Below are 23,845 nucleotides of genomic sequence, written 5' to 3'. Positions count from 1 at the left end.
TGACAAAGGGTTAAAATGATCTTTATTTTAGCCCTTTGTCTTCTTTATGGAGCTTTTTTGCTGGTTTTAGCCATCCAAGCATCGTCTGAACGATATCCTTTTGCTGTGTGAGGGCTTGAATGTCCGCTGGCTGATCACCTTTTTGTTTACCATACATGCCAAACTGAGCATGGTTCCCGCCTTTTATTTCATGATAAACGGTTTGAGACGGCAAATTTGTTTTCGATTGCTTGATTTTCTCTTGTGTCGCAAGTCCATCCTTTTCACCTGATATAGAGAGGACGTTCAAGGAGGATGATTTCAGCTCATCTGATGCTGGATAAGACGCAAGGAAAAAAAGACCGTCGAGCTGGCGCTGGTTTTTTTCTGCAAACATAGCGGCGGCTGTTCCGCCTAGTGAATGACCGCCAATATACCAGTGTTTGATCCTTTGATGATCTTTTATGATATCTTGTGCTTTATTTGTATTAAAAATCGCAAACGAAAATGGCATGTCAGGGATAAAGACAGAATAGCCTTTTTTCATCAATTCATTCCCAATATAGGCGTACGAAAGTGGTTCTACCTTTGCTCCTGGATAGAGAATGATGCCCGTATCGCTTTTAGTTGATGCAAATGTATATACGTCGTTTTTATGTTCCACTTGCTCGATGTTCACTTGCTTTTTTAAAGCGGCAGATGGTCCGTATGTAAAGCGGCTCCATGTATAGAAAGCACCAAAAGCCAAAATGATCAGTGCAAGTAATGTAATGCCTGTGATCTTCAGTATTTTCTTCATCGCATGTCCCTTCTTTCTCATGTACATATTAAATATACCATCATTTGCTCCTATGCCAAACGGCAAGCACGCTGATCCGTTTGTGTGATAAAGTATTAATCCATTAGCACTGCATTTGGCTGTTATTTACATTCATAATTGGAGGGCTTAAAATAGGTGTGCATTCAGAAGTAACGGAGGAAGACAGACATGAAGCAGGGACATTCACAATTATGGATTGAAGCAAAAAATTACTTGTTCATTTTAATTGGATCAGCCATTGTGGCGATTGGATTTAATACGTTATTATTACCGAATCAGATTGCCGCAGGTGGTGTGAGCGGGATTAGTACGATTATGCAGTCATTCGGCTTTGAGGCGGCATATGTGCAGTGGGGGCTCAACATTCCGCTGTTTATCGCTGGCTTTTATTTATTAGGCGGTACATTTGGCGTGAAAACGCTCGTTGGCTCTATTTTCTTACCTTTGATGGTGTTTGTCACAAGGCATATTGCACCTGTGACACATGAAGCACTCTTAGCAGCTATTTTTGGCGGAGTGGTGATTGGGATCGGCATAGGGCTCGTGTTCCTTGGAAATGGGTCAACAGGTGGAACGGCGCTCGCTGCCAAAATCATCAATAAATATACAGGCCTCACGCTTGGTACCTGTTTAGCAATGATGGATGGCCTAATCGTTCTGGCTGCGATGACTGTTTTCGGGATTGAAGAGGGACTGTACGCTGTCATTGGTGTGTTTATTTCAAGTAAAACGATTGATGTCGTACAGGCCGGCTTCAGTCATTCGAAAATGGCGATGATCATTACAGGGCATGAGGATGAAGTCAGACAGGCAGTTTTTGATCAAATTGACCGTGGTGTCACAAAAATCTCAGCAGTCGGAGGATATACCGATCATGACCGTCCAATTCTAATGTGTGTCGTTGGACAGTCACAATTCACAAAGTTGAAACAAGTGGTGAAAGCAATCGATGCATCAGCATTTGTCATCGTAATGGATGCAAAAGAGGTGCTTGGTGAGGGTTTTAAAAGGGCTTAAACAAGGATATAATAGCGTTGACCAAATGATTGTAAGGGAGGGAAATTGATGCAAAAGAGCGGATTAATGATGCTGTTTGCAGCGATGATTCTTGTTCTTGCGGCTTGTGGAGGAAATTCAAGCAGCAGTGACAGTGACAAAGAAGGCAGCAAAAGTGCTTCAACTGTGAGCAGTGGTGAGGAAATTTATCAGCAAAACTGTATTGGCTGTCATGGGAAAGACCTATCTGGCGGAGGCGGACCAAGCCTGAAAGAAGTAGGAAAGAAATATAATGAAAGCCAAATTGCAGATATTGCACAGAATGGTAAAGGCTCTATGCCAAGCGGAATGGTAGATGAGAAGCAAGCAAAAGAAGTAGCAAAATGGCTTGCAGAGAAAAAATAAAACCTTTGTCTAATCGACAAGGTTTTTTTGTTTTTATATGTAGAAAAAGACTTTTGGATAGTATGAAAACGTATTATATTAAGTTTTATTTAAAAAATAAGGGTAAAAAGACATGTTTTTCGGTTTTAAATGTTGTTTTTACCTTTTAACGATAAGTTTTGAAATATAAATGTAATACCATTGCGTCGATTCATGACGTATAATTGGAGTTGTTGAAATTTAGACGATTCAATTTTTTCATCTTTTTGGATGAAAAGGACATAAATTGCTTGTACGTATCGAAGGGTATGTGCGTGACCATACATAACGTTTTTTGACGATAAGTGTCAAAACATCATGATAAGCTGTTAGTCAGCAATAAGAAAAGATTAGGTGATTACATGATTGAAATGAAGGAAGTCTACAAGATCTATTCTAACGGTGTAAAGGCGATCAATGGAATCAATGTCTCTATCCACCCAGGAGAGTTTGTGTATGTTGTTGGTCCCAGTGGTGCTGGTAAATCCACTTTCATCAAAATGATGTATCGTGAAGAGAAGCCAACCAAAGGGAAAATCTTAATTAATAGCAAAGATTTAGGCTCGATTAAGGAAAAAGAAATCCCTTACTTAAGAAGAGAAATTGGCGTAGTATTCCAAGATTTCAAACTGCTTCCAACCCTCACAGTGTTTGAGAACGTGGCATTTGCTCTTGAAGTCATTGGGGAACAGCCTCATATCATTAAGAAAAAAGTGCTGGATGTACTTGATTTGGTACAGCTCAAGCACAAAGCACGACAATTTCCTGACCAGCTGTCTGGCGGTGAGCAGCAGCGTGTATCTATCGCTCGTTCGATCGTGAATAGTCCTGAGGTAGTCATTGCAGACGAGCCGACAGGAAACCTTGATCCAGACACATCTTGGGAAATCATGAAGACACTCGAAGAGATTAATAACCGAGGAACAACAGTCGTCATGGCGACACATAACAAAGAGATTGTAAACAGCATGAAGAAACGCGTCATCGCAATCGAAGATGGAATGATTGTGCGTGACGAAGCAAGAGGGGAGTACGGCATTTATGATTAAAACTCTCTCGCGGCATTTACGTGAGAGCTTCCGTTCACTTGGAAGAAACACGTGGATGACATTTGCATCAATTAGTGCGGTCACTGTCACATTGATTTTAGTTGGGGTTTTTCTTGTGATTATGCTCAACTTGAACAACATGGCATCGAACGCTGAAAAAGAAGTAGAAGTAAAAGTGTTAATCGAATTAACGGCGAATCAAAAGCAGCAGGATGAATTAAAAGCAGAAATTGATAAGATTCCTGAAATCAGTGATGTCAAGTACTCATCTAAAGATGACGAACTAAAAGCGCTGATTAAAAGCTTTGGTGAAAATGGACAATCCATGGGACTTGTTGATCAAGAAAACCCATTAAACGATGCGTTTATTGTGAAAACATCAGATCCACACGATACACCAAAAGTAGCGAAGAAATTAGAAAACCTAAAAGGTACGTATAAAGTAACCTACGGAAAAGAAGAAGTCAGCCGACTCTTTAATGTGGTTGGAGTGGCGCGGAATGTAGGGATTGCGCTCATTATTGGGCTTTTATTTACAGCCATGTTCTTGATCTCTAATACGATCAAAATTACGATTTTTGCTAGACGTAAAGAAATCGAGATTATGAAGCTCGTAGGTGCAACGAACTGGTTTATCCGCTGGCCATTCTTCATTGAAGGATTACTGCTTGGTGTATTTGGTTCCATTATACCGATTGCTCTACTGCTTGGCACATATCAATATGCAGTGGGCTGGGTGGCACCGAGAGTACAAGGCTCATTTATTTCCATGCTTCCATATAACCCGTTTGTCTATCAAGTTTCACTGGTCCTTCTTTTGATCGGTGCAATCATTGGTGTATGGGGAAGCTTGACGTCCATCCGTAAATTCTTAAAAGTATAAATCTATTTTTGATGGCAGCACTCGAGAGTTTGATAGAAGGTGTGACCGGTTGAACCGATTCATCCGGTCGACTCTTCATGCAGACAGTTGTCATAGGAGGGGAATATCGTTTTGAAAAGAAAGCTGATGATGGCTGGAATGGCAGCGTTTATTGGAACAACGTGGCTGTATATTCCAGGGAACGAGAATCGTGCATTCGCATACGAAGACCTAGATCAAAAACGTCAACAAATCGAAGAGAAAACATCAAAGACTGAATCAACTTTGAAGAAAAAGAAATCAGAGCTGGCTAAGCTTGAAAAGAAAGAATCCAAGCTCAAAAAAGAAATTGAAAAGATTGACCACAAGGTAAGTGCTGCAACTGAAAAAGTCGCAGAAAAAGAAAAAGAAGTCAAACAAACGAAGCAAGAGATCAAGAAACTAAAAAAAGACATTCAAGTCATCAATGATCGAATTGAAAAAAGAAAAGCTATTTTCAAAGATCGAATTCGTTCGATGCAAAAAAGCGGCGGTACGATCAACTATTTAGATGTGCTGCTGGGTGCTCGCAGCTTTAGTGATTTTGTCGGTCGTGTTGGAGCTGTTACAACCATTGTTGAAGCAGACAAAGACATGATTACAGAACATGAAAATGATTTAAAGCTGGTGGAGCAAAAAGAAGCAGAGCTAAATAATCAGCTAAGTGGACTTGAAACATCTCTGAAAGAGCTAGAAGAGTTGAAAAAGGATTTGTCTAAACAGCAAAAAGAAAAAGAAAAAATCTTAGGGAATGTAACAGATAAAAAGAACCATGCCCATGATGAATTAGGCAAACTTGAAAATGAACAAGAAATTTTAGCGAACCAAAAAGCGGCTGTGAAGTCTGAGGAAGCACGCCGCCAAAAGGAAGAAGCAAAGAAAGCAGAACAAGCAGCTGCTGAAAAAAGTGCACCTACACCTCAAAGTGGCGGTTCAGATCAAGTATCTGATACACCAGCAAGCAGCTCAGGCTTTATTAAACCAGCTGCTGGCCGATTCTCATCTGGCTTTGGCGGACGTTCTGGCGGAAACCACTTCGGATTAGATATTGCAGCAAAAGGCACAGTATCTGTCGTCGCAGCTGCATCTGGAACAGTCACGAACTCAAGCTACTCATCGAGCTACGGGAATGTGATATTCATTACGCATAATATCAATGGACAGACCTATCAAACGGTATATGCCCACTTATCTACAAGGAGTGTGTCCACAGGGCAGAGAGTCGAGCAAGGACAATTCCTTGGATATATGGGTAATACAGGCCAGTCACATGGTCAGCATCTCCATTTTGAAATTCATAAAGGATTATGGAATGGCGCAAAATCAAATGCAGTCAATCCAGCGCAATATATTCGCTAATCAAAAAGCCGATAACATCACGTTATCGGCTTTTCTTATTCTAAATAAAATTAAAATAACAGCAGTAAACCGGCAATAATAGGTGTTAACAGTACAGCCGATTTCAATAAAAGCTTCGGTGCAAGGCGAGTAAATTTTGCGCCAATATATGCGCCTAATACTGTTCCGATTAAAATTTGAATGAGCAAGATAAAATCAACATAGCCCTCTGTAATATATCCAATTCCACCACCGATGGAAATTGGAATAATGACAAGCATCGTCGTGCCAACTGCCTGTCGAATGGAAAGTCTCAGTAAAATCAAAAGTCCTACTTGGATAAATGGTGCGGACCCGATACCAAACATACCTGACAGCAATCCGGATACAAGTCCTAAAATAATACCCCTTATGAGCAGCTGACGTGAAGAAAGCGGCTGCTGCTCAGCTTCTTCCTTCAGAACAAATAATTTGATCATCATAAACACAGCGGATAAAAAGAGCATGCCAGCTGTTAAATAGTGCAGATTTCCTTCTGGAATAAAAGGAGCAATCTTAGCTCCTGCAAAGGAAGCCACACAAGCCAAAGCTCCGACGATCAAACCAGATTTCAGCTGAATATTCCCTTCCCTGTAGTGGCTGTATGCACCTGATAACGTCGTAAATGCCATTGCGGCTAAAGATGTCCCAAGTGCGGTATGGATAGGGATATCAAAAATTAACGTAAGCAATGCGATGACAAAACCAGCACCGCCTGCTCCTACAAATCCTAATAAAATTCCTAATAATAGCATCGTCAATATAATATACATAGCGAAGACTCCTTCTCGATCATAACAAAATAAAAATTACACCTAATAAAATAATTAGTCAAGCCTTCGCAGCAGAATGTCTTTACATGAAATCCCTTCTTCTGGCATATAATAACTCAGGTCATCAGGAAGAGTTGAAGAAGGAGGCCAAATATGAAAAAACAAATCGCATCTATTATGGCAAGTGTCATTCTATTAATCAGTGCAGGGGTGATGACGCATAAAGAGGGAACTCATGCGGAGTCACCGCAAGCAGCTGCTGCAATGGCTGGACAAGCTCAATCAAGTGATAAGGCGAAAGAGAATGGGATGGAGAAAATTGAGAAAGCCTATGACCTTATTTCGAATGAATATGTAGAGGAAGTGGATCGCCAAAAGCTGCTTGAAGGCGCCATTCAAGGAATGCTTTCAACTTTAAATGATCCGTATTCAGTATACATGGACAAGCAAACCGCCAAGCAATTTTCTGATTCGCTTGATTCTTCTTTTGAGGGAATTGGGGCAGAAGTGGGGATGGATGAAGGAAAAATCATTATCGTCTCTGCCTTTAAAAAATCCCCTGCAGCAAAAGCAGGTCTAAAGCCGAAAGATGAAATCATCAGCATTGATGGTGAGTCGATGAAAGAAAAAAGCTTAAACGATGCTGTACTGAAAATAAGAGGGAAAAAAGGAACATCCGTCGCTCTGAAAATCAGACGAAATGGGATTGAAAAAGAGTTAACATTCCATATCAAACGAGAAGAAATCCCACTTGAAACCGTGACTTCCTCTGTGAAAGAGGTAAATGGTCATAAAACAGGCTATATCGCGATCTCAAGCTTTTCAGAAGATACTGCGAAGGATTTCACATCAAGCCTGAAACAGCTCGAGAAAAAGGGCATAGAAGGTCTTGTGCTTGATGTGAGAGGAAACCCTGGCGGCTATCTGCAAAGTGTAGAAGACATTTTGAAACATTTTATTACAAAAGATCAGCCTTATATTCAAATTGCAGAACGGAACGGCGACAGGAAACGCTATTTTTCAAAGCGGAAAGAACAGAAGCCTTACCCAGTTAATGTCTTAATTGATAAAGGCAGTGCATCCGCTTCTGAAATACTCGCTGGTGCTATGAAAGAAGCCGGAAAATATGAAGTCGTCGGTGATGTCTCCTTTGGGAAAGGCACTGTGCAGCAGGCGGTTCCAATGGGTGACGGCAGTAACATTAAATTAACGCTGTATAAATGGCTCACGCCAAAAGGAAATTGGATTCACAAAAAAGGTGTCGTACCGACGATTGCGATTCATCAGCCAGATTACTTTACTGTAGGACCGCTTCAGCTGAAAGAACCACTTCAGCTTGATATGAACAATGAAGAAGTGAGACAAGCACAGACGCTATTAAAGGGCTTGTCATTCGACCCCGGCAGAGTAGACGGCTACTTTGATGAAGAAACGAAAAAGGCGGTATTAGCCTTCCAAAGCACATACAATCTCAACAAATCAGGTGTAATTGATCTGAAGACAGCGAAAATGATGAACAAAATGGTGGATGAAGTGAAATCCTATGAAAAAAATGATCTTCAACTGCAGACTGCACTAAAAGCACTATATCTTAAAAAATAAAGAGGCGAATAAATGCCTCTTTTTTTTGGTTCATAAGTGTCACAAACATGTAATAGTTTATTCTTAAAAATAAATTATATCGAGAAATATATTCATTTATTTTACAAAAAACATAACATTCCTTCGATTTTACCCGATAACATATTTATATAAGAGACTTTCTGTTGATTTAAACATGTCATGAAAATGAAACTTTTGAAAGTTGTATGTTACATAAATAATTCTTACAATATAAAGTAGCACTCATTTTAAATATTTTATTTTTTGCGGATATTCAGCTTGAGCATTAAGCTGTACCGAGGTTTGCGCTTTTCTTAAAAGAACTAGTAAATGGGGGTACACAATTGAAAAGGGCAAGTATTGTGAGAGAGAAAAAATATTACGAGTTGGTAGAGGAGCTTAAGAGTCGTACGAAAGATGTGACGTTTTCCGCTACAAAGGCATTAAGTCTGCTCATGCTGTTAAGCAGGTACTTGGTCAATTACACAACGGTAGAATCAGTCGACGAAATCGATGAAGACTGTGCTGAGATATACTTCAATTATTTAATGGATAATCATAAGAGACTTGGTATAAACTTAACCGACATCAAGAGGTCGATGCAGCTGCTCGGCGGCATACTAGATGTAGATGTCAATCACTACTTAAAAGATTTTTCACTGTCGAATGTCACACTTTGGATGAATCAGGAGAAATAAACCTGGTGTCAAGCATCGATTTATTTGATAGAATAAGAGAAAATGCTTGACTTGGGCGGTGAACGATAATGAGCTCGGAGTGGATGGGAGCTGGATTAAAAGCGGTCGGTCTGTTTTTAATCCACCCTCTTTTTTATTTCATGGTATTAATCAGCCTGTTACATGGCTACATCCGCGTAAAGCGGGAGAGAAAAGCGTTTCAAACAAGAATAGAAGATGTATACGATGAACTTAAATTTACATATTCAAAGGGATGGATTCTAGGGATTTGCCTATCCGTCATTTCAGTAGGCTTAGGGATTGCCCTCCCGCCTGGATTCATCGTGCTGATTGCAGCGATGACCATTGTTTGCTCTTTATTCTTTAAGGCGAGTGCGCTTTCGTCTGCATACACACTCGGTTTCAGCTTTATTGCGGCACTTGGACTGATGTATTTCCAAGTGAGCCATTCATGGTTGCCGCAGCTCTCAATGATGAATACATCAGCCGTTGTTATTCTGCTAGGACTTTTATTAATGACCGAGGGGATTCTAGCCTATCGAACGGCGCATTTACGAACATCGCCTGCAATGGTGATGAGTGCGAGAGGACTTTTGATTGGCCAGCAGCGGGCAAATCGTCTGTGGCTTTTACCGCTTGTTTTGCTGATGCCGGCAGGTGAATTTACTTCTTCTCTGCCATGGTGGCCGGTGCTTCAAGTACACGATCAAAGCTTTTCATTTATTTTGATTCCATACATCATCGGTTTCGGGCAGCGGATTCAAGGATCGCTGCCAATTGTCAGCATTCAAATTACGGCACGGCGTATTCTCATGCTTGGACTCGCTGTTGCTTTACTAGGTGCTGCAAGTATTTGGTTTGAGCCGATTGCATGGGGAGCTGTATTGATAGCGATTGCCGGAAGAGCATTCCTCTCATGGAAACAGAGAGTCAACGACAATGCAGCTCCATTCTACTTCTCTAAGCGTAATCAAGGGCTAATGGTGCTGGGAATCATTCCGAATACACCTGCAGCTGATTTAAAGCTTGAGATCGGAGAAGTCATTACAAAGGTGAATGGAATTGAAGTCAAAACCGTTTCGGAATTTTACGAAGCCCTTCAAACCAATCGTGCTCTGACAAAGCTTGAGATCATTGGCTTGAATGGTCAGACAAGGTTTGAGAAACGCGCTTCTTACGAAGGGGAGCATCATCAGCTTGGCATCCTGTTTGTGAAGGATGATCCTCAGCAAGAATCAACGGCGATTTCATCATAAAAAAAAGCTGCTAGAGATGGCAGCTTTTTTCTTTTGGACGCGCTTCTTTTCCATAGGATTCGCCCCATTCACGCATAGCGAAGATGATAGGCTTTAACGTATCTCCTAAAGAAGTGAGTGAATATTCGACACGAGGAGGGACCTCCTCATAGACTTCTCTGTGAACAACTCCGTCTTGTTCTAGCTCGCGCAATTGCAGCGTAAGAACACGCTGAGAAATCCTTGGCAGAAGCCGGCGTAATTCGTTGTATCGTTTTGGACCGCAAGTCAAATGATAAAGGATCACTCCTTTCCATTTTCCTCCTATTACACTCGTTGTGGTGGAAACGGGACAGCCATGATTGACAATACTGACTGGATTGGATGGTGCACTCATCTTTACACTCCTTTCTAAGGCGAAATGGGTGATAAACGAACATGATTGTACCTAACGAACAAAAATGTGCGTACTTGAATCAAAGGAAGTTTTTCTTTTACCATAGAGGTATCACATCACACATTCGGGTTGTTTGTTTTCTTATCATAACAATTTCTATATGGGAATGGAAAGAAATTGGATTGGTGAAACTTCACACCCTAATCGTTCACTAGAAAGGATGAATACCATGCGAGACAAAGAGCAATTAAAAAAAGAAATCATTGAGGCGTATGAATTCCGTCATGCGACAAAAGAATTTGACCCGGCGAAAAAGATTCCAGAAGATGACTTTGCGTTCATTTTAGAGACAGGAAGACTTTCGCCAAGCTCTGTCGGATTTGAGCCTTGGAAGTTCCTCGTCGTTCAAAATGAAGCATTTAGAGAGAAATTAAAAGAATATACATGGGGTGCGCAAAAGCAGCTTCCAACTGCCAGCCATTTTGTGATCATTTTGGCAAGAACAGACGCCCGGTATGATTCAGCATATGCAGAATACATCAACAAGGAAATCAAAGGAATGACAGACGAAACGTTTGAGATGGTAAAAGAACGCTACAAACAATTCCAAGAGAATGATCTTCATTTGATGGAAACTAACCGCACGCTCTTCGATTGGGCTTCCAAACAAACGTATATTGCCCTTGGAAATATGATGACAGCCGCAGCACAAATCGGCATCGATTCATGCCCTGTTGAGGGATTCAGCTACGATGAAATTCATCGTATGCTTGAGGAAGAAGGATTACTTGAAGATGGTCAGTACGACATCTCTGTCATGGCTGCCTTTGGGTATCGAGTCATTGAGCCAAAGCGCGGCAAAACGCGTCGTCCAATGGATGAAGTAGCCATTTGGATTCGTTAAAAGAAAATGTCTGAAAAAGGCTGTTGACAATTGTGTGGTTAGTCAGTATATTTAAAAAATAAAATCTTTGATAAATAGACAAATTGACTATAAAACGCTTTGACTTGAGAATAGTAAATGAATATCCGTTTTCTAAGAGAGCTGCGGGTTGGTGCAACGCAGTAAAACGAATCATTGAACTCGCTCAAGGAGCGGCAAGACTGAATGAATAGTAAGTCTTTACGTGTGACCTCCGTTATCGGGTTTCAAGTTGGATTCAGCTATGTCTGAGTCAATAAGAGTGGTAACGCGGTTGCAAGGTCAGTCGTCTCTTCAAGGAGATGACTGGCCTTTTTATATGCTTTTATCTTATATTTGTCTGAAGATTCAAATTTAAAGGAGCTATAGAAAATGGAAAAGGAACATGTGCAATTAAAACGAACAATGACGTCAAGGCATATCATGATGCTCGCACTTGGCGGTGCCATCGGTGCTGGTCTGTTTAAAGGAAGCAGTTCTGCCATTGATATCGCGGGTCCTGCTGTCATTTTGGCATATATGATTGGTGGTCTTATTTTATTATTTATTATGCAAGGACTTGCCGAAATGACAGTTGCACGACCTGGCGCTAGAACATTCCGTGATTTAATTGAACCTGTGTTAGGCAAATACCCCGCCTATTTCTTAGACTGGATCTATTGGAAAATGTGGGTGTTGAACATTGCAGCAGAAGCGATCGTGTCTGCAATCTTTATTCAGTACTGGTTCCCACAAGTACCGATTTGGACACTTGTGTTAATCATTTCACTTGTTGTGACATTGATCAATGTTTGTTCAGTCAAAATGTTTGCTGAAACAGAGTACTGGTTAGCTTCTATTAAAATTGCTGTCATTCTTTTATTTATTATCATTGGGTTAACGATGCTGTTTGTCTCATTCGGACAGCATGCAGCACCGGGATTATCCAACTTAACCGAACACGGAGGATTTTTTCCGAATGGAACAGGCGGCTTAATTGCGGCAATGCTGGTGGTCGTGTATTCATATGGCGGAACTGAAATGATTGGGGTTACATTAGCAGAAACGAAAAACCCTGAAAAAGTCATCCCAAAAGCCATTCAAAGTACATTTGTACGAATCATCGGTTTTTATGTACTTCCGTTCTTCATCATCGTCAGCTTAATTCCTTGGAATCAAGTAAACAATGAACAAGTGAGCCCATTCGTCACGGTGTTTGCAACGATTGGTGTGCCATATGCAAGTGATATCATGAACGGGATTATTCTATTAGCAATCTTGTCTTCTATGAACTCTGGTCTGTATGCTTCTTCAAGGGTACTATTTACACAGGCAATGGATGGCCGTATATGGAAGGGCTTTTCGAAGCTGTCGAAACAGCAGGTGCCAGTCAGAGCGATTCTAGTATGTACATCTACTTTGTATGTAGCCGTATTAATCTCTCTTTTTGTAGGAAGTCAAACCTTTAATTATTTAATGGGATCTTTAAGCTACACGGTCTTATTCATCTGGTTTATTATTGCTGTCGGGCATCTAAAGTCTCGAAGCGTAGCAGCACCAGGAGGATATCGCGTCAAGCTGTATCCTTTCACAACATGGTTTTCTGTCATTGCGATCATTGCCATTTTTATCGGTGTTGTATCAACAACTCCGATTGTCCAAACCTTGGTCACAATGGGTATCTATCTCATCATTACGCTTTCTTTCTTCATCAATAGAAAGCGGTTTGAAACAGCTGTTTAATTTAAAAGCGTGCAGGACTCTTGAAGAAGGTCTCGCACGCTTTTTTAATGTAGTTTTATTGTTTGAACGAAAGCAATCGACTATCCTTTTGAAAGGAATTGATGCATAAAAGTAGATGATCAAAAAGATGCCGAAAATAGCTGTTCAAATTTAGGCGACTGATGCGTATATTTGGATTAAACGAATAACCTTACCTAAAAAATCTAATTGGTTATATCGTTGGCAGGTTTTCAACGACTGGAGTATTTGGCAGCTGGATGATGGCTGTCGTACCGCATCCTGGCTCAGATTGAATATCGAACGTGCCATGATGTTTTTTCATGATTTGATAGACAATAGCTAGTCCAAGACCTGAGCCGCCATCTTTTCTCGTACGTGCCTTATTTACTCGATAAAATCGCTCAGAAACATGTGGAAGGTCTTCTTTTGGAATGCCGTTGCCCTCATCTGTCACTCTCAATTCAGCTTTATGTTGGTGAACTAGTAATTCAATCGAGACCGATTTTCCAGAGGGAGTGTAATGAATGGCATTGTCCAGTAAATTACGAACCACTTGTTGCAGCCGATCGCTATCGCCATACACAATACAATCCTCATCAAGTGTCCGTTTCAGATAAATGCCCTTTTGATTAGCGATAAATGCCATTTGATCAAGAACGTCATGAATCAGCTGAGCAAAGACGATTGGCTCCATCGTTAGTGGATAAGAATCTCCTTCTAGCTGCGCAAGGTCTAAAAGATCATGCACAAGTCGGCTTAAACGTGCGGCCTCATCCTGGATGATGTGCATTCCTTTTTTTTGATCAATGATCCCTTCTTCAATACCTTCAGCATATCCTTTCATATAACTTAGCGGAGTCCGAAGTTCGTGGGAGACATTCGCAAGAAATTCCCTGCGGTGCTGCTCAACTTTTTCAAGGGTAGAAGACAGTTTGTTAAAAGAGCGGCTCAGCTGGTTTAATTCATCTCCGTTTTTGGTCACAGCCATCCGTTTTGAAAAATCGCCAGATTCCATTTCCATCGCAATTTCTTTCATTTGATTAATTGTCCGAACGACTTTATTGGAGCTCTTATATCCGATAAAGAAAATCAGGAGCAGAATTAACAAAATGGATATGCCAAGTGTCAATCTGATTTGGACAAAGGGTTCATATACATCCGATAAGGGCATGGATAGAAAAATTGTCCCTGATAGCTCATCTTTGCTTGAGAAAACAGGGATGGCGATGCCAAGAATATCTTGATGAAACTGTGAGTGTTCTCTAATCAACACGACGGTTTCCCCTTGAAGGAGTTTTTGGCGTTCCTTGAACGTGATGAGGTTATCATTTGTGTTCGTATCAAAAGGAAGACCACTTGAAAGCTCCATTGGGTCATCTGTAAAAATAATGTTCGCCTGACTCGAGTCGTTAGCCCATTTTACTCTATCGGTAAAATACGTATCTTTCCCGTGTTGATGATAAATTTGTGCCAGCTTTTTACCTTGTAAACTTAAGGAATCAATCTGCTTATCAACATACAAGTGCTGGTATAAGTAATAGGTGAGGGCAAGAGCTGAGGCAGCAACGATTCCGGTCACTACAAGGATTAAGAAGAGCACTTTCTTTTTAATCGATAAAGGCTTCATTCTTCCTCCTCAAACTTATAGCCGACACCCCAAACGGTTTTTATATGCCGTTCCGCTCCCTTTAATTTCAGTCTCAGCGTTTTGATATGTGTATCGACTGTTCGTAAAGAGCCGCTCGTAGAATGTGATTCCCACAATTTTTGATAGAGCTGTTCTCGTGAAAACACTTGGCCTTGATTGAGTAAAAGAAACATGAGCAAATCGAATTCTCTTCTAGTTAAATTAATGGGCTCCTGATGGATATAGACTTGTCTACCATCCTGATCAATCTCCATGTCACCAAACTGTATGCGGCTGCGCTTTAGCGAAAGACCTCTAATTCGTCTCAAAGTTGTTTCAATTCTTGCTGCAAGCTCACGTAGACTGAAAGGCTTCATGATGTAGTCATCCGCACCAATTTCTAGGCCTCTAATTCGATCCTCCTCATAACTTCTAGCTGTTAAGAATAAGATGGGGATTTGAGATGTTTGCCTGATACGCTGGCAGACTTCAAATCCATCCATATCAGGCATCATGATATCTAGTACTACAAGGTCAACGGGTTCCTTTTCAAGCTGACGTAAGGCATCCATTCCATTACTAGCTGTGATGATGTGAAAGCCTTGTCTTTTTAAGAAGGATCCGATTAACTCAAGCATATCGAACTCATCGTCTACAATTAAAATATGCATTTGTTCTTTCATTTCTTTTCCTCCAACACGATAGCATAAGGTCCTGATGGGACATTCAGTCGATTTTTCATCATGAATGTATGTTTATCGATAATTGATACTGAATTGTCATCTAAGTTACTCACATATATTGATGTGGTATCAGCGGTGATATAATTCGGATTTTGACCAGTTTCAACAGAAGCAAGCTGCTTATTCGTCTCTGTATCTACTTTGTATAGCGTATGATCTCCATGACAAAGTACATATAAAGTAGAAGAATTTTTCTCTGAAAAGAATGCAACAGGCATAACGCCTAGTTTTATTTCTCGCTGCTTTTTACCTGTTTGAGGGTCGTAAGCAAAAATGCTCTTATTTAAGGTGCCTGGTTTACCGTGACCACCGATCCAAATGGATTGTCCATCAAAATGAATACCAGATGGTCGTTCAAGTACAGAGAACGTACGTATATGTTTTTCCTTCTCAATATCTATAACAGAGACAGTATGACTTTCTGCATTTAAAACAAATAAAGTACCTGACGGAGAAAGTGTCATAGAAGAAGGTAACTTTCCGGTCTTCACAGTTGCTTTTATTTTTTTACGCTGCGTATCAATAAAATAAACGACGTTTTTCTGCGAATCTGCTGCAATTAAGGTGTGAGAAGCTGCATCATATGTAAGGGAAGTCAGCCCTTTATTCACATCCATATAATCTGTTGCTGTACCTTTTTTTAAATTAATTTCGATAAGCGATTCTCCTTCTTTACTAGTTGCGATGATGACATCTTTGTTGATTTGGATAAGATCAGTGAGCGGATGTTTTAAATCAACGGAAGAGATCATTTTATTCTTTTGTAAATCAACTATTGAAAAGGAGGCTTTTTTTAATTGAGAGATGACCGCGATCGATTGAGAGCTGTCAGGTGGAGTAAATTGCTGGTCTTTTCCACAGCCTGACAGGAATAACAATAGAGCTGATAAATAGATCACAACATATTTTACACGTTCCATTCTTCCGCTCCTTTGCGTCCTCTATTTTCAAAAAGCATACCACAAAAATTGTGAAAAAAAATCGAAGTTATCAATGCTGAAAGAGATGAAAAACAGATTTTAGGTGGATGAATGAGGACAATTCGATTTAAAGTTCCTTTTTTGTCTAGTCATGTGGCATTTTTTCATCTTTAAAAAAGGATTTTCAATATTTGATTCCTGTGCCAGCTATAGCTTACAGTGATAAAAATAATGAAAACTCCCCGCTCTAAATCGCCATAGAGCGCAGGGAGTGATTAGGCAGAATGCCCAGATGATGGAGAGGTAGATTTCGTTTTGACGCGTTGGGATAAAAGGAAGCCAAGGATTCCTGCGCCCATTAATACAATAAATAAAGATTGGAAACCACTCATGATACCAATCAATGTCGACGAAATGATACTGCCAAAATATCGAAAGGTTGAGAAAATACCAGATGCCGAACCAGTTAAGCTTTGATCAACAGCTGTTAAAGAAGCCATCTGCATACTTGTCATACCAATCCCTGATGAAATTCCACCTGCGACTAGTGTCACGATAAGCAGTGGTAAGGTTGGGTACTGACTCAGTGTAATTAACATGATGCCTGATAAAGTAAGGCAGAGAAATGAAAAGCGAATCATTTTTTTCGCGCCTTTTTTTGGATGGAGTCTTGCGCCTAATAAACCGCTAAGAGACATACAAAGAGAAAATATCGATAGAATCATACCGCTTTTTGTATGAGAAAGCGCAAGTTGTTGTTCCATAAACAGCGGCATAATGAGAAGGATGGCATACATCACAAAATTACTTAGCATGATCGACAGATTCGCATTTGTAAATGAACTGTTTTTAAATAGGGATAAATCGATAATGGGATTCTTTACTTTGCGTACATGTTTAAAGAATAAAGGAATGACAATCAATGCTAGAATGCCATAAATTAAATATTCATTTAGTAGCTGGCTTTTTGAGCATAGAATGATTGTGGCAATTCCGATGGTTAAATACAATGAACCGATCATATCTACCCTTGCATGTATGCGTGTATGCTTTATGTTTGGAATGAGCAAGACGCCGGTGACTAGTGTAAGAAACAGAAATGGAATATTTACTAAGAATATGGAATGCCAATCAAAACTCTGAATGAGAATCGATCCAATAAATGGCCCAAGTGCGGCACCAATACCAGCACCAAATCCAAAGTAACCCATTGTTTTAGATAGCTTTTCGGGTGAGACTGTTGCACGAATCAAAGCAATGCTATTCGGTGTTAAAATAGCCCCGCCAGCTGCTTGAATGGAGCGAAAGATGATGAGAAATGCTAGATTAGGTGCTAAAGCACAGCCAATCGAGCCGATTAAAAAGAGTGTCACTCCGGTTAAATACATGCGGCGGTGTCCATATATATCTCCTAACTTACCAGCGATAGGCTGTGTGACCGCCATGACAATAAGATAAATCGTGACAACCCAAGTAATGTTTGAAATGGATTGATCATAATAAGTTGATATGGATGATAAAGCGACTGCGATCATCGTTGAGTTGACCGGAACTAGTATAGCTCCAAGTAACAAAGAATAGATGATCAAATTCTCTTTTTGCAATTTCAATGTGTATACCACCTTTTGTAAAAAAGAAGAATTCCACCCTTTAAACGGGAGAAATTCCTCTCATGAAAATGTGTGTGTATGTCTCAATAAAATCATCTTTTTGTGTTAATACGAGCTGGAAGTCTTGCTCAAGCTGCTGAATAAAAAAACCGAAATACGTACTAATGAAAATGTCTGCATAAATGTCTTCTTTTCCTTTTAAGACATTATGCAAAGCACTCATCTTTTTGAAGTATTGTATCAGCATTTCCCTTAGTTCTTGAGGATAAATTTTTTCATGACTGGTCAGATCTTTAAACATAGCCGGTTCTCGCATGCTGATATAAATGAATTCTTTTTTTGAAGTTAAATGTTCAAGGATATAGGAACCGAGAAACTTTAAATCGGTGTATAAATCCCCTTTAAATTCTGCTTCTAAGGTTTTCGTCGGCGTTGATTTCATTTTCATAATGGCAGCAATAACGCCGCGTTTGTTTTTAAAGTTGCGGAAAATTGTTGCTTCACTGACATTCGCTTTTGTGGCTATTTCTTTGGTTGTGGTTTTTTGATAGCCCTTTTCAGTCAATAAATCCATTGTTGCGCGAATGATTCGTTGATTTGTAGATTTTAACAAGCATACTCACCTCAGGTTATGAATGTGTTTGCAACAAAGTAAGTATACCGATAAAATCTATGACCGCCAATATGATCCAAAACGATAAAGTTAGACACGTGCATGCTGTTTTAATATCTGAATGCGTCCATTGCTTCCATCTACTGTCACAAGGTCACCGGATTGAAGTGTTTCAGTCGCTATTCGGGTTCCTAGGACAGCTGGCATCATATACTCTCTAGCGATAATAGCTGAATGAGACAAAATGCCTCCAGCATCGGTGATGACTGCTTTTGCATCTCTAAATAAGCTCGTCCATAAAGGTGTGGTTGTTTTGCAAACTAAAATATCATCCTTTTGAAATTGAGAGAATTCCTCAGCACATGTAATGACTTTTACTCTTCCAGAAACAATACCGCTAGATGCGCCAATTCCATAGATCATATCACTTGTATTGTTTTCATTTTCTCTTAATGAACCGAGCATTCTTTCTACTTGCTGCAATTCAGCTTCAGTTGGGGTACCCATATAAGCTGGTGGTTGGATGGCTTCATTATCTTTCATGTCAATTTTTCTTTGTGCGATGACCGTATCAAATGATGTAGAGGTTGTGAGCGCTGTGTGTACCTCCTCATCGTAGAGGTACCATAGATCTTCTGGATGAGGGATCGCTCCTTTTTGTACAAGAAGTTCACCAATCTTTAATAGATATACCCTGGCTTTAGCATCTAACATGGCATCAATATAGAAGTGGTGATCGTCACGGATATTAGCGGCCTGTAGGGCGAATTGGTAAAGAGTCTCAAATTTCGTTTTAAACGCTTCATCCTTCACTTGGCTCATAAAATGTTCATATGTCTCTTGTCTTTTGATGACGGCTTGTGCAAATTCTTCATCAAAATCACTTTGGTGTTGAATATTGTTTCTGATGATATCTAGTATAAACTCAGGGTTTTCCACCCATGTCTCTTCCGTAAGGTCATGACTTTTAACAGATCGCCAGCCATAGACTTGAAGAAATTCTTCTAATGTCGAAATGAAGTGTCTGCCTTTTTCCGATTGAGTGAGTGCATCAAGCAGTGCTGGATTCTTTTCATGGTTCATAAATGCTTGATGAAGTTCAGTATCTTGAAGGACACTCTTTGCAAAATCAGATAGCTTCTTGTCTGTTTCAAGAGATTTGTTCATCACGCCTATCATCATCTCATGCAGCAGGATCACTTGTGATTGATCACCAGTATACGTCACAAGCATGTCTTCAATCATAGCCGATAAAATGACTTGAGGTATGACAATATCAAAATGATCATCGTATGCTTGTATATAAAAAGTCTTTAATTCTTCGAAGCCGACGATGGCGTCTTCAATGGTCATCGGTTCCTTCATTTTATGATCGAGTTTTTCGTAAAAGGGAAAGAAATTTTTCTCTAAAATCTCATACATACGTTCACTTAAATGCGGAAATAACTCAAATATGCTCTCATCAAAAACTGGTGCAGCTTCTGCACTTGCTTCAGGCAGTGACGGTGATGAATACAGGTGACCTCTATAAAGCTTGATATCTTTAATATTCAGATCAGGCACTTGATATTTTTCACCATTTTTCTTCATACCGCTTTTTAATGCTGGGATGATCAGGCTTGAAAAGAGAGGACTTGTTGGGCCCGGCAGATGATCGTCCATTGAGATCCAGAAATCCTGCAGCTCGTCTGGCTGCATTTGAAAAGAAGCGCCCGCTGTCTCATCTGCTGCTTTTGAGAGGGCTGCGGTAATCGGCCTGGCTTGAAGTAAATAAAATGTGCCATTTGCTATTCCAAATTCGATATCGACGCTATGACCATAAAGTGCTTCTACTTGTTTGGTGATTTGCGTGATTTCTTCTAATTGGTCATCATTCAGGCAAAACTGACCAGCCATTTCTTCCGTTACTGCTTGTTCAATGACACCTTCTTGATAAGGGATAATTTGCAGCTCTTTCGTTCCAAGTGATTTTTCAATAAAAAGTGTCTCTTTGTCTATAACAAATGTGTCAGGCGTCACAAGCCCGGAGACGATTGCTTCTCCTAGTCCGTAGCTTGCTGTGAGCATCATTTCATTTGTTTTTCCTGTTACGGGATTCTCACTAAAGATGACACCGGAGACGTCAGAATGGATCAATCCTTGAACGACAACAGCCATGAGCGGCATCTCTTCCTCGTTTTCATCCATCTCTTCCTTATATTCTGTCACTCTCGCTCCAAAATAAGAAGACCAGCATTCTTTGACAGCCTGTAAGAATTCTTCATTTGTTTTGATATTTAAATAGGTCTCGTACTGTCCTGCAAATGAGGCGCCTTCGAGATCTTCAGCAACAGAAGAGGATCGAACTGCAACTGAGGGATAAGTTTTCCGCAATGATTGAAAGGACGAAAGGAGTTCTGCTTCCATTTGAGAAGGAAACGATGCTTTTTTGATTTTGTCAGCAAGGTTTTGTTCAGTTGGATGCAGGTTGTGATATGAAAGAAAGCTTGAAAAGCTGTTGGTTTTGATAATAAATCCATCTGGGACTGGCAGGCCGTGATTGTTTAATTTGATTAAATTCAGGCCTTTTGCCCCTGCGAGTGCTGCGGATTCTTCAGCCGCATGAAATAAAACTGAATACATGGGAATGCCCCCTTATCCAAATAGCCAATGGTTTGTCTGTCTCTCTATCGTTTCTAAAATGATAGTGCGCACTATCATTTTAATCATAGGATTTATTGGATGTTACTGTCAAAGACGGAAAGACCTATCTTTACAAAGGGGACATTCTCACTAATTTCCTTCTATATCTATAACAAAAGTCTCCGAACAGAAAGAAAAATAGGTGAAATTGAAAACTGTGAATTGTTCAATATGCCAATCTTTACTATAATCAAGGGAGTAGACCAAGAAGAGGGAGGGTTTTTGTGATTACAAAAGCCATATTTGCACTTGTTTTTCCTTTCCTGCTCGTTATTTTATTTTCAAAGGTTACTTATAATCATTATGTGGGCATTGCATTAACAGCAGCGCTTTTATTTGCCTCGTACATGAAGGGCTATACAGAAACCTACTTTATTGTGGGATTAGATATCATTTCTTTAGTAGCTGGGGCATTATATATGGCTAAAAAAGAAATTGAAAAGAGAGAAAAGGCTGAAAAAAATCATTGATATCATCATCAAGAGCGTGTTAGGCAGAAAGATGACGTTTTATAAGCTGTGCTTACGAATTCTAGTGAGTGCAGCTTTCTTTTGTTCTCTTTTTCTGCTCATCGAATATCTCTCACCAAAATGTTCCATACTGAAAGGAAGGTTTTCGCAAGAGGGTTATTTGGTATTGAAGAGAGGGTATGACTGTATTGGAAATAAAAATCAAGTAAGAGCCGAACTTTAGTTCGTATTTTTGTGTTCTTTTATGATAATATATTCATTAGATAGATTTCGTAACGAAACGGAGGCTTTGATGTGAGTGACCGCTTTGAATTAGTTTCTAACTATCAGCCCCAAGGAGATCAGCCGAAGGCAATTGAAAAGCTTGTTGAGGGGATCCATCAGGGGAAACAGCATCAAACGCTGTTAGGTGCTACAGGTACGGGAAAGACCTTTACTGTATCCAACCTGATCAAAGAAGTGAACAAACCGACACTTGTCATTGCGCATAACAAGACACTTGCCGGTCAGCTATACAGCGAGTTCAAGGAATTTTTTCCGAATAATGCTGTCGAATATTTTGTGAGTTACTATGATTATTACCAACCAGAGGCGTATGTGCCTCAGACTGATACATTTATTGAAAAGGATGCCAGCATCAATGATGAGATTGATAAGCTGAGACACTCCGCTACGTCCTCGTTATTTGAGCGGAGAGATGTCATCATCATTGCCAGTGTCTCCTGTATTTATGGCTTAGGTTCGCCAGAGGAATACCGAGAGCTTGTGCTGTCTTTACGTACTGAAATGGAGATTGAACGCAATCAGCTTCTTCGAAAGCTGGTGGACATTCAGTATTCTCGTAATGATATAGATTTTCAGCGCGGAACCTTCCGAGTACGAGGAGACGTCGTTGAAATTTTTCCTGCTTCACGTGATGAACATTGTATCAGAGTGGAGTTTTTCGGTGATGAAATTGAACGTATTCGTGAAGTGGATGCACTCACTGGAGAAATACTCGGTGATCGTGAGCATGTGGCTATTTTCCCAGCATCTCACTTCGTCACAAGAGAAGAAAAAATGGAAAAAGCGATTATTAATATTGAACAAGAGCTTGAAGAGCAGCTCGAAAAACTTCGAGATAATGGAAAATTGCTAGAAGCGCAGCGCCTTGAGCAGCGGACAAGATATGACCTTGAGATGATGAGAGAAATGGGCTTTTGTTCAGGAATCGAGAACTACTCAAGGCACCTGACCTTGCGTCCTTCTGGTTCAACACCTTACACATTGCTTGATTATTTCCCGGATGATTTTATGATTGTTGTTGATGAGTCACATGTGACGATCCCGCAAATCCGCGCGATGTACAACGGGGACCAAGCAAGAAAGCAAGTGTTGGTTGATCACGGATTCCGTCTGCCTTCAGCACTTGATAACAGACCGCTCACCTTTGATGAGTTTGAAAAGCATATTAATCATATTGTGCATGTATCTGCCACTCCTGGTCCTTATGAGCTTGAGAAAACACCTGAGGTTGTGGAACAAATTATTCGTCCAACAGGTTTACTTGATCCAATCATTGAAGTGCGTCCGATTGAAGGGCAAATTGATGACTTAATTGGAGAAATTCATGCGCGGGTTGAGAAAAATGAACGTGTGCTTGTGACGACGCTGACGAAGAAAATGTCTGAAGATCTTACAGATTACTTAAAAGAGATCGGAATCAAAGTTAATTATCTGCATTCAGAAATTAAGACCCTTGAGCGGATTGAGATTATTCGCGATTTGCGTCTTGGAAAATATGATGTGCTTGTGGGAATCAACCTTCTTCGTGAAGGACTGGATATTCCAGAGGTCTCGCTCGTGACGATTTTAGATGCAGATAAAGAAGGCTTCTTACGCTCTGAAAGATCCCTCATCCAGACGATAGGCCGTGCCGCGAGAAATTCGGAAGGCCGGGTCATTATGTATGCAGATAAAATGACCAAATCAATGGATATTGCGATTCAAGAAACGAAGCGAAGACGAGAGCAGCAAGAGGCGTATAATGAGAAATATGGAATTACTCCGCAAACCATCCATAAGAAAATTAGAGATGCCATTAAAGCAACAAAGATACATGAAGAATCGGAAGAATATGAAACAAATGCAGCACCAAAGCTGTCAAAAATGAGCAAAAAAGAACGAGAAAAAGTGATCGAAAAGGTCGAGATGGAAATGAAAGATGCAGCAAAAGCGCTTGATTTTGAAAAAGCAGCAGAATTAAGAGATCTATTGCTAGAGCTAAAAGCGGAAGGATGATTGCCT

21 protein-coding genes and 1 other annotated feature are annotated in these 23,845 nt (G+C 40.2%); of the genes, 12 read left to right on the top strand and 9 right to left on the bottom strand.

Annotated features, from left to right (window positions below; genetic code table 11):
- Positions 1-22 precede the first annotated feature (22 nt).
- Positions 23-778 carry an alpha/beta family hydrolase gene (locus MKZ05_RS16065; RefSeq protein ID WP_212045583.1) on the bottom strand — a complete coding sequence of 252 codons (756 nt, stop codon included), beginning with the start codon at positions 776-778 and terminating at the stop codon, positions 23-25.
- 189 nt (positions 779-967) lie between these two features.
- Here MKZ05_RS16065 and MKZ05_RS16060 point away from each other — a divergent pair, with 189 nt between their 5' ends.
- The 5 genes from MKZ05_RS16060 to MKZ05_RS16040 all read left to right on the top strand — a co-directional run bounded on the left by MKZ05_RS16060 (position 968) and on the right by MKZ05_RS16040 (position 5,527).
- Positions 968-1,816 (top strand): YitT family protein, encoded by an 849-nt coding sequence (locus MKZ05_RS16060; protein ID WP_003212797.1) that lies wholly within the window; start codon positions 968-970, stop codon positions 1,814-1,816.
- 48 nt (positions 1,817-1,864) lie between these two features.
- A complete protein-coding gene (gene cccB / locus MKZ05_RS16055; protein WP_003212771.1) occupies positions 1,865-2,200 on the top strand; it encodes a cytochrome c551 in 336 nt (111 codons plus the stop codon).
- Positions 2,201-2,580: 380 nt separating this feature from the next.
- The gene (gene ftsE, locus MKZ05_RS16050; RefSeq protein ID WP_003213646.1) at positions 2,581-3,267 is read left to right on the top strand and encodes a cell division ATP-binding protein FtsE; all 687 of its coding nucleotides are present in this window, start codon (positions 2,581-2,583) and stop codon (positions 3,265-3,267) included.
- Entirely contained in the window at positions 3,260-4,150 is an 891-nt protein-coding gene (ftsX, locus tag MKZ05_RS16045; protein ID WP_034620145.1) for a permease-like cell division protein FtsX, read from the top strand. Before ftsE ends, ftsX begins: the two co-directional genes overlap by 8 nt.
- Before the next feature lie 111 nt (positions 4,151-4,261).
- Positions 4,262-5,527: a M23 family metallopeptidase gene (locus MKZ05_RS16040; RefSeq protein WP_106035653.1), complete on the top strand. Its 1,266-nt coding sequence runs from the start codon at positions 4,262-4,264 to the stop codon at positions 5,525-5,527.
- Positions 5,528-5,577: 50 nt separating this feature from the next.
- On the opposite strand, the gene MKZ05_RS16035 is transcribed toward MKZ05_RS16040, so the two are convergent.
- The gene (locus MKZ05_RS16035) at positions 5,578-6,318 is read right to left on the bottom strand and encodes a sulfite exporter TauE/SafE family protein (protein ID WP_003213751.1); all 741 of its coding nucleotides are present in this window, start codon (positions 6,316-6,318) and stop codon (positions 5,578-5,580) included.
- A gap of 153 nt (positions 6,319-6,471) precedes the next feature.
- Between MKZ05_RS16035 and MKZ05_RS16030 the strand changes: the two genes are divergently transcribed.
- From MKZ05_RS16030 to MKZ05_RS16020, 3 genes are all read left to right on the top strand, one after another.
- Positions 6,472-7,920 carry a S41 family peptidase gene (locus MKZ05_RS16030; protein WP_251190761.1) on the top strand — a complete coding sequence of 483 codons (1,449 nt, stop codon included), beginning with the start codon at positions 6,472-6,474 and terminating at the stop codon, positions 7,918-7,920.
- Between the two features lie 344 nt (positions 7,921-8,264).
- On the top strand, positions 8,265-8,618 hold the full coding sequence (locus MKZ05_RS16025; RefSeq protein ID WP_007500014.1) for a swarming motility protein SwrAA: 354 nt from the start codon (positions 8,265-8,267) through the stop codon (positions 8,616-8,618).
- Positions 8,619-8,686: 68 nt separating this feature from the next.
- The gene (locus tag MKZ05_RS16020) at positions 8,687-9,874 is read left to right on the top strand and encodes a PDZ domain-containing protein (protein ID WP_170965968.1); all 1,188 of its coding nucleotides are present in this window, start codon (positions 8,687-8,689) and stop codon (positions 9,872-9,874) included.
- A 10-nt stretch (positions 9,875-9,884) separates the two neighbouring features.
- Here MKZ05_RS16020 and MKZ05_RS16015 read toward each other — a convergent pair whose 3' ends face one another.
- Entirely contained in the window at positions 9,885-10,250 is a 366-nt protein-coding gene (locus tag MKZ05_RS16015) for a winged helix-turn-helix transcriptional regulator (RefSeq protein WP_050944318.1), read from the bottom strand.
- 229 nt (positions 10,251-10,479) lie between these two features.
- Between MKZ05_RS16015 and MKZ05_RS16010 the strand changes: the two genes are divergently transcribed.
- Both MKZ05_RS16010 and MKZ05_RS16005 read left to right on the top strand, forming a co-directional pair.
- The gene (locus MKZ05_RS16010) at positions 10,480-11,154 is read left to right on the top strand and encodes an NAD(P)H-dependent oxidoreductase (protein ID WP_106032160.1); all 675 of its coding nucleotides are present in this window, start codon (positions 10,480-10,482) and stop codon (positions 11,152-11,154) included.
- A 90-nt stretch (positions 11,155-11,244) separates the two neighbouring features.
- Positions 11,245-11,469 (top strand) — a binding site (T-box leader).
- Positions 11,470-11,544: 75 nt separating this feature from the next.
- Positions 11,545-12,894 carry an amino acid permease gene (locus tag MKZ05_RS16005; RefSeq protein ID WP_050944314.1) on the top strand — a complete coding sequence of 450 codons (1,350 nt, stop codon included), beginning with the start codon at positions 11,545-11,547 and terminating at the stop codon, positions 12,892-12,894.
- A gap of 211 nt (positions 12,895-13,105) precedes the next feature.
- On the opposite strand, the gene MKZ05_RS16000 is transcribed toward MKZ05_RS16005, so the two are convergent.
- The 6 genes from MKZ05_RS16000 to MKZ05_RS15975 all read right to left on the bottom strand — a co-directional run bounded on the left by MKZ05_RS16000 (position 13,106) and on the right by MKZ05_RS15975 (position 21,029).
- Positions 13,106-14,521 (bottom strand): ATP-binding protein, encoded by a 1,416-nt coding sequence (locus MKZ05_RS16000; protein ID WP_106032161.1) that lies wholly within the window; start codon positions 14,519-14,521, stop codon positions 13,106-13,108.
- Positions 14,518-15,204: a response regulator transcription factor gene (locus MKZ05_RS15995; protein WP_050944310.1), complete on the bottom strand. Its 687-nt coding sequence runs from the start codon at positions 15,202-15,204 to the stop codon at positions 14,518-14,520. Before MKZ05_RS15995 ends, MKZ05_RS16000 begins: the two co-directional genes overlap by 4 nt.
- A complete protein-coding gene (locus MKZ05_RS15990; RefSeq protein WP_003213342.1) occupies positions 15,201-16,184 on the bottom strand; it encodes a YncE family protein in 984 nt (327 codons plus the stop codon). The genes MKZ05_RS15995 and MKZ05_RS15990 overlap by 4 nt, the downstream gene beginning before the upstream one ends.
- Before the next feature lie 275 nt (positions 16,185-16,459).
- Complete coding sequence (locus MKZ05_RS15985) at positions 16,460-17,794, bottom strand: MFS transporter (protein WP_137054353.1); 1,335 nt, start codon at positions 17,792-17,794, stop codon at positions 16,460-16,462.
- 40 nt (positions 17,795-17,834) lie between these two features.
- Positions 17,835-18,407, bottom strand: a complete 573-nt coding sequence (locus MKZ05_RS15980) for a TetR/AcrR family transcriptional regulator (RefSeq protein ID WP_253622121.1) — start codon at positions 18,405-18,407, stop codon at positions 17,835-17,837.
- Between the two features lie 90 nt (positions 18,408-18,497).
- Positions 18,498-21,029, bottom strand: a complete 2,532-nt coding sequence (locus tag MKZ05_RS15975) for a PEP/pyruvate-binding domain-containing protein (protein ID WP_253622122.1) — start codon at positions 21,027-21,029, stop codon at positions 18,498-18,500.
- A 284-nt stretch (positions 21,030-21,313) separates the two neighbouring features.
- Here MKZ05_RS15975 and MKZ05_RS15970 point away from each other — a divergent pair, with 284 nt between their 5' ends.
- Complete coding sequence (locus MKZ05_RS15970; RefSeq protein ID WP_003212837.1) at positions 21,314-21,559, top strand: CsbA family protein; 246 nt, start codon at positions 21,314-21,316, stop codon at positions 21,557-21,559.
- Between the two features lie 294 nt (positions 21,560-21,853).
- The gene (gene uvrB / locus MKZ05_RS15965) at positions 21,854-23,839 is read left to right on the top strand and encodes an excinuclease ABC subunit UvrB (protein ID WP_212045578.1); all 1,986 of its coding nucleotides are present in this window, start codon (positions 21,854-21,856) and stop codon (positions 23,837-23,839) included.
- The last annotated feature ends 6 nt before the right edge of the window (positions 23,840-23,845 follow it).

The organism is Bacillus sp. FSL M8-0277 (assembly GCF_037975305.1).
GTDB classification, from domain to species: Bacteria; Bacillota; Bacilli; order Bacillales; family Bacillaceae; genus Bacillus; species Bacillus pumilus.
The sequence above is the reverse complement of the archived record's forward strand: the minus strand, read 5'-3'. Positions and strand labels throughout refer to the sequence as shown.

Coding starts and splice junctions, on each gene's coding strand:
- cccB (WP_003212771.1), top strand. CDS start 1,865: ATGCAAAAGAGCGGATTAATGATGCTGTTTGCAGCGATGATTCTTGTT.
- MKZ05_RS16030 (WP_251190761.1), top strand. CDS start 6,472: ATGAAAAAACAAATCGCATCTATTATGGCAAGTGTCATTCTATTAATC.
- MKZ05_RS15975 (WP_253622122.1), bottom strand. CDS start 21,029: ATGTATTCAGTTTTATTTCATGCGGCTGAAGAATCCGCAGCACTCGCA.
- MKZ05_RS15990 (WP_003213342.1), bottom strand. CDS start 16,184: ATGGAACGTGTAAAATATGTTGTGATCTATTTATCAGCTCTATTGTTA.
- MKZ05_RS16060 (WP_003212797.1), top strand. CDS start 968: ATGAAGCAGGGACATTCACAATTATGGATTGAAGCAAAAAATTACTTG.
- MKZ05_RS16005 (WP_050944314.1), top strand. CDS start 11,545: ATGGAAAAGGAACATGTGCAATTAAAACGAACAATGACGTCAAGGCAT.
- ftsE (WP_003213646.1), top strand. CDS start 2,581: ATGATTGAAATGAAGGAAGTCTACAAGATCTATTCTAACGGTGTAAAG.
- MKZ05_RS16065 (WP_212045583.1), bottom strand. CDS start 778: ATGAAGAAAATACTGAAGATCACAGGCATTACATTACTTGCACTGATC.
- MKZ05_RS16000 (WP_106032161.1), bottom strand. CDS start 14,521: ATGAAGCCTTTATCGATTAAAAAGAAAGTGCTCTTCTTAATCCTTGTA.
- MKZ05_RS16020 (WP_170965968.1), top strand. CDS start 8,687: ATGAGCTCGGAGTGGATGGGAGCTGGATTAAAAGCGGTCGGTCTGTTT.
- MKZ05_RS16035 (WP_003213751.1), bottom strand. CDS start 6,318: ATGTATATTATATTGACGATGCTATTATTAGGAATTTTATTAGGATTT.
- MKZ05_RS15995 (WP_050944310.1), bottom strand. CDS start 15,204: ATGAAAGAACAAATGCATATTTTAATTGTAGACGATGAGTTCGATATG.
- MKZ05_RS16015 (WP_050944318.1), bottom strand. CDS start 10,250: ATGAGTGCACCATCCAATCCAGTCAGTATTGTCAATCATGGCTGTCCC.
- ftsX (WP_034620145.1), top strand. CDS start 3,260: ATGATTAAAACTCTCTCGCGGCATTTACGTGAGAGCTTCCGTTCACTT.
- MKZ05_RS16010 (WP_106032160.1), top strand. CDS start 10,480: ATGCGAGACAAAGAGCAATTAAAAAAAGAAATCATTGAGGCGTATGAA.